Source organism: Ruegeria sp. F5, from assembly GCF_056533845.1.
The window spans coordinates 1-5,495 of the sequence record NZ_JBQFOU010000045.1 but is presented as its reverse complement, the minus strand read 5'-3'; the positions used below and the strand labels follow the sequence as shown (position 1 = coordinate 5,495).

Below are 5,495 nucleotides of genomic sequence, written 5' to 3'. Positions count from 1 at the left end.
ACATGTGGCTTTCGGCAATTTGCCGAGATCGCAGGATGAGTGCGTGCGGTAAGTCGCTACTTTGGCCATTCTAAAAGTTTGCGACACATCCTTTCGTGGCCCTTTCAATAGGTGGGCCACAGAAATATAACGCGCATAATTTACCTGTTATGCTCACAAGGTGCGATAAAGCTTGACGTCCACACCACTCGTCAGATCACCGATGCGCAGGCAACAAGCTGACCTAGAACCGGATACTCATTGACCTTCTGCATTCTGAACGCAACAGAATGTCAGCAGTCTGACACGCAGCACGGGACTTAAACCGACATGAGCATCGATGCACATCACCATCTCTGGGATCTGAACGCCGTCCATTACCCATGGCTGATGGAGAAAGGCGCGGTCCGGTTTTTCGGGGATCCCTCGCCCATCCAACGCGATTACCTGCTGCCCGAATTTCGTCGGGATGCTCAGGCTACCGGGTTTACCGCATCCGTCCATATTCAGGTCGGTGCCACCGATCCCTGGGCCGAGGCGCAATGGCTGCAAACCGTCGCCGACACTTACCCGGACTGGCCGCTGGTTCAGGTGGCGTTTTGCGACCTGACCGCGGATGACCTCAGCGCACAATTGGACCGGCTGCAGACCCTGCCCTCGCTGCGCGGCGTGCGTCAGATCATCGGGCGCTCTCCGGGTGAAGACGTGGCATCCGGCACCAACGCCCTGCTGACCAACCCGCGCTTTCTTGACGGGCTCAGGCAACTTGGTGACCGGGGCCTCTCCTTTGATCTGCAATTGCTGCCGGACCTGATGGTCCAGACCGCAGTCGTGCTGGAACAGACCCCCGACACCCGGGTTGCCCTGTGCCACGCGGGTTCACCCCATGATCGATCCGCTACAGGGCTGGAAAGCTGGTCCGATGCTCTGCTCAACCTGTCTGCCTTGCCGCAGGTCTATTGCAAACTGTCCGGGCTTGGGATGTTCGATCACAGCTGGTCCGCCGACCGCGTCCGGCCCATTGTCGAGGCCTGCCTGACGCAATTCCGACCGGAACGCTGCATTTTCGGCTCAAACTTCCCGGTCGACAGCCTGTCTTCAACGTATGCGGAGCTGATCTCCCGATACCGTTTTCTGGTTCCGGAAACACATCATAAGGATGTTCTCGGCGAAACCGCCGCGCGGTTCTATCGCGTCACCGCGCCTTAGGCGTCGCAAGATACCCTATTCAGCCGCCTCAAAGCGCAGCATCCGCACCTCGGGGTCGACGCGGCTATAGGCGGCCAGCAAGCGCCCGGTCCATTTCTGCGCGATGTAATCCGCCATGAACCGCGACGGTGCCATCAGGGTGACAACGCCGCCTGCTCGCTCGGCCTCGGTCAGGTGCTGAAACCAGCTGGCCCAAAGCTCGGGGTCGCGCCCGTGCAGGATCGCCTGAACCTGCCCCCAGACCTCGGCATCGGTACCCTCAAGGGCCGGAGGTTTGACTTTGAACGGAACGATGTTGGTCTCGGGTTCAGGTTCATCCTGCATCCGGGCCTGAAAATCCGGGCCGATCACCGGCCAGACGTCGGATGTGTCGATCATCACCTGCTTCAGGTCCAGCTCATAGACCGCGACCCGCCCCCGCGCGGCGGGCCGTTTGACGGCGATCCAACCCATGGTCCGAAACTTCGCCATCTCGCGTTTCACCGTCCGCTCGTTCACGGACCAAAGCCGCGCAATCTCCTCGCGCCCGATCGAAAGCTCGTTCTTTCGCCAGTTGTACCGGGTGGTGATCAAGGCGACCAGCCGCAAGACGCTGCGTTGCCGATGCTTGTCCCCCGACAAGGCATGGACGGCCAGCGCCGACAGGATATCGTATTTCAGAGCCGGTGCATTGCGCCCGACGGGTTTTGCAACCTGCATCCCTTTTCTCACCGTTCTGTCTGCCTCGGGCGGATGGTCTCCGCCAGTTCAGCGCCGTTTGCCAACGCTTTTCATTTTGATGCCCTGATTAGCGTCCAAAGCTTCGATTCTGTCAAGCAAAGAGTGAAAACAGCGAGGTCAGGCGACCTCTTGACCGCAAATCAAATAAAGAAAAACGGTGAATTATTGGTGATGGGGGGCATCCTGAGTGACCCCGTATTGGCGCCTTTTGTCCCCCTATATGCGCCAAATGGCCGTAATGCGACCCCCTAAATCTTGATGTGGAAGCACGGTGCGGCGTCCGGCTGGGCCCCCTTGTCTGACGAATCGGTTCAGACGCCCGAAGCCCTTGTTTTCTTACCCGTGGGTAAGATCACACTATGATCATAATTTCTTTTGCGTAAAGCGCAAATCGGGCGTAAATAGAAAACACATAACGTTTAGCGTCCAAAACTAAGAGACCCGAGGCATGTACACGCACGAAGACCTGAGCACATTGCGCAACCAGTCCCTTAAGCTGCAGGGCTGGATTCGCCAGCAGACCTTCAGTCCCGAGATGGAGAAGACCCTCCGTCGTTTTTCAAGCTGGGAGGTGTCGGAACTGATCTTCCGGGTGAATCAGTCCACCTTTCGCGGCAAGCTGGCCGCTGACCCGTCCCTGCCCGGTGGCGAGGTCGAGCCCGAAGGCCGCCAGCGCTGGTTCAGCCTGGAAGAGGTGAACGAGCTGCGCCGCCGGCTGAAGGTGAACCGCAAATCCCTGATGCCGCCCCGCCCTGCCGGCAAGCGCGCTATTCGCGCGGCGGTGGCCAATTTTAAAGGCGGTGCAGGTAAGTCCACCGTGGCCCTGCATCTGGCCCATGCCGCCGCGCTGGATGGCTACCGCGTGCTGGTGGTGGATTTCGACCCGCAGGCAACGCTCAGCCATTCCATGGGCCTGACCGACGTGGCCGAGGATTTCACCGTTTGGGGCATCATGGCCCGCGACCTGATCCGCGAGACCGAGCGGATGAACAAACGCCCCGCCGCCGCCGAATCCGGCACCGCCCTGCCCCGCCGCGAACTGCCCCACTCGATCACCGGCATGGGTCTGGGCGACCTGCGCATCTCCGATTTCATCAAGCAGACGTCGTGGTCGACCATCGACGCCATTCCGTCCTGCGCCAACGCGGCCTTTGTCGAGTTCGCCTCCGCCCAGTATCGGCACCTGAACCCCGAATGGTCGTTCTTTGCCGCCGTGTCGCGCTATCTGGATCAAATCCCCGACGATGCCTATGACCTGATCCTGTTCGATTGCCCCCCGGCGATTGGGTACCAGTCGATGAACGCAGTGTTTGCGGCGGATATGCTGTATATCCCCTCGGGCCCCGGTTACTGGGAATACGATTCCACCACCTCCTTCATCGGCCAGTTGGCCGAGGCGCTCGAGGATCTGGCCTATGGTTTCGACAAGACCTTACCCACGGGTAAGATCGGCCTTCCGAAAACCTTCTGCGAACTGCGCTTCCTGCTGACGCGATACGAGCCCGGCAACGCGCTGCATCTTGCCATGTTCGACGCGTTCAAAAAGGTGTTCGGCGAACATGTCGCGGAACACCCGGTTGAAATGACCCGTGCGGTGGAACAATCCGGCCGGTTCCTGAGTTCGGTTTACGAGATGGACTACCGCGAGATGACGCGCGAGACCTGGCGCCGCGCGCGATCGACCTTTGACAATGTATATGAAGAATTCCGGGGCGTGATGCATTCGACCTGGGACAAGCTGGAGGATGACGCATGAGCCGTAAACGTAGAATGTTCGACATTGACATGCCGGCCATGGAGGATATCCCTGTTGGCAAGATCCCGGACAAGGTTCTGGATAAACGGCGCGGCCCGATGGCCGCGGCCATTTCCGAAAACGCGGATGCCCTGCGCGACCAGCAATCGACCGAGGATACGATCCGAGCCGAAAACGACCGGCTGGCGCATGAGCTGGTCCGGTTGCGCGCAGAGGGCCTCGTGACGGAACATGTGGCTTTGGCCGACGTGGTGACGGAGAAGCTGACCCGCGACCGCAAGCCCGGCCCCGACCCGGATCTGGACGAGTTGAAAGAGTCGATCCGCGATATCGGATTGTCGAACCCGATCCGGCTTGAACGTCGCCCGGACGGCCGGTACGATCTGATCCAGGGCATGCGCCGCCTGTCCGCCTATCGCGCGTTGCATGCGGAAACCGGCGATGATCTCTACGCCAAAATTCCTTCGGGGATTTCCGAGGCCGCCGAATTGCACGACAGCTACCGGCGCATGGTGGATGAGAACCTGATTCGCAAGGATATCTCATTTGCCGAAATGGGCGCGCTGGCGCGGGCCTTTGCCGAAAACCCGTCGAACGACTGCGCCGATGTCGACAAAGCGGTGGCGATCCTGTTCAAATCCGCGAGCTACACGAAGCGCAGCTACATCCGGTCCTTTGCCAGTCTTCTGATGATGCTGGACAAGGTGCTGCAACACCCAAACGACATTCCGCGCAATGTGGGGGTTGAGTTGAAGCGGAAACTCGATGCCAACCCGGGGCTGATCCGTCATGTCAGCACCGCGCTGATCAGCGAACCGGATCGTGACGGACCGCGCGAGGTGGAGATTCTGCGAAGCTTTGTCACGTCCGAACCCGCGGTTGTGAAGAAGCCGGCCGCGGCGGGTACGGGTAAGACACGCCGGGCCAAGACGACGTTCCAGGTCTCGGGGAGGGCAGGGGTCGCGAAATGCTCGGCCTCCAGCGGGCGGATCGAGCTGAGGTATGATTTGGACTTCACGCGTGTGGATCGTGGAAAACTGGAGAAGGCTATCGCTTCCCTGATCGACGAGTTGCAGGAAGAGGACGATCTTACCCACGGGTAAGGGTTGTCCCACTGCTGGTTAGATTGGGTGAAACGCCGGGTGATCTACCCGGCGTATTGCTTTCTAGGTTTAGGCCAAGAGATCTGCGGGCAGAGCTTCTGCGATGTCGACGTAGCATTTCTGCGCCCATGCGAGGGAGTGGTGCAAGGCGGCTTTGATCAGGAACCTGCCCGGGTCAGGATTCTGTAGCGCGGCCCGTAGGGGGGGGCGACGTTCGGCGGCCTTCTGTGATCAGAAGTACACCACAGAAATCGATCAGGGCCTGCGCGGCCTGATGCGTGAAGCCGGCCAAGTTCAGGGCAATCAGAGTAACCGTCCGGCCTTGCGCCACGCGCGGATTGCCGGTCGATTGTGGTTTCCCATCGGGCCTGCATCAGCAGTTTGGTAGCCGTGGTCTTTTGGGGTGGCTGACCCGAGACCGCCTCGGCAAGACCGGGTTGTTTGGATTAACCGTCTGCAAGGTTCCTTTCCGCCATGCGCGGCAAGGCCGACGAGGCAGGAAAGACACTTATCACATGTAATTGTGACTTGTACGTCAGAGTGGGTAATAGGCAAAAGATTTAAATTTTGCGCGTTAAGCGGGCAGGGGAGAGGATCTGTTGCGAAGTTTTTACTGGCGACAGCGATGGCATGGTACCGGCGGGCTAAGCGGCCAGCTCTGCAAATTGCCGAAACGGACAGACTCCGGGCGTGATTTGACCTTTGCGGATCATGTGTGCCACTTCGAT

General features: G+C 59.6%; 4 protein-coding genes and 1 pseudogene. 3 read left to right on the top strand and 2 right to left on the bottom strand.

Annotated elements, in window-relative coordinates:
• The first annotated feature begins 309 nt into the window (after nucleotides 1-309).
• Nucleotides 310-1,188, top strand: a complete 879-nt coding sequence (locus tag ACR0K1_RS25230; protein WP_480852271.1) for an amidohydrolase family protein — start codon at nucleotides 310-312, stop codon at nucleotides 1,186-1,188.
• A gap of 15 nt (nucleotides 1,189-1,203) precedes the next feature.
• Here ACR0K1_RS25230 and ACR0K1_RS25225 read toward each other — a convergent pair whose 3' ends face one another.
• A complete protein-coding gene (locus ACR0K1_RS25225; protein ID WP_480617639.1) occupies nucleotides 1,204-1,887 on the bottom strand; it encodes a DnaA N-terminal domain-containing protein in 684 nt (227 codons plus the stop codon).
• A gap of 469 nt (nucleotides 1,888-2,356) precedes the next feature.
• On the opposite strand from ACR0K1_RS25225, the gene ACR0K1_RS25220 reads away from it, so the two are divergent.
• Nucleotides 2,357-3,664 carry an AAA family ATPase gene (locus ACR0K1_RS25220; RefSeq protein WP_480852270.1) on the top strand — a complete coding sequence of 436 codons (1,308 nt, stop codon included), beginning with the start codon at nucleotides 2,357-2,359 and terminating at the stop codon, nucleotides 3,662-3,664.
• Entirely contained in the window at nucleotides 3,661-4,767 is a 1,107-nt protein-coding gene (locus ACR0K1_RS25215; protein ID WP_480852269.1) for a ParB/RepB/Spo0J family partition protein, read from the top strand. The genes ACR0K1_RS25220 and ACR0K1_RS25215 overlap by 4 nt, the downstream gene beginning before the upstream one ends.
• Nucleotides 4,768-5,411: 644 nt before the next feature.
• Here the strand turns inward: ACR0K1_RS25215 and ACR0K1_RS25210 are convergent.
• Nucleotides 5,412-5,495, bottom strand: a pseudogene (locus ACR0K1_RS25210) (IS6 family transposase); the annotation flags it as partial.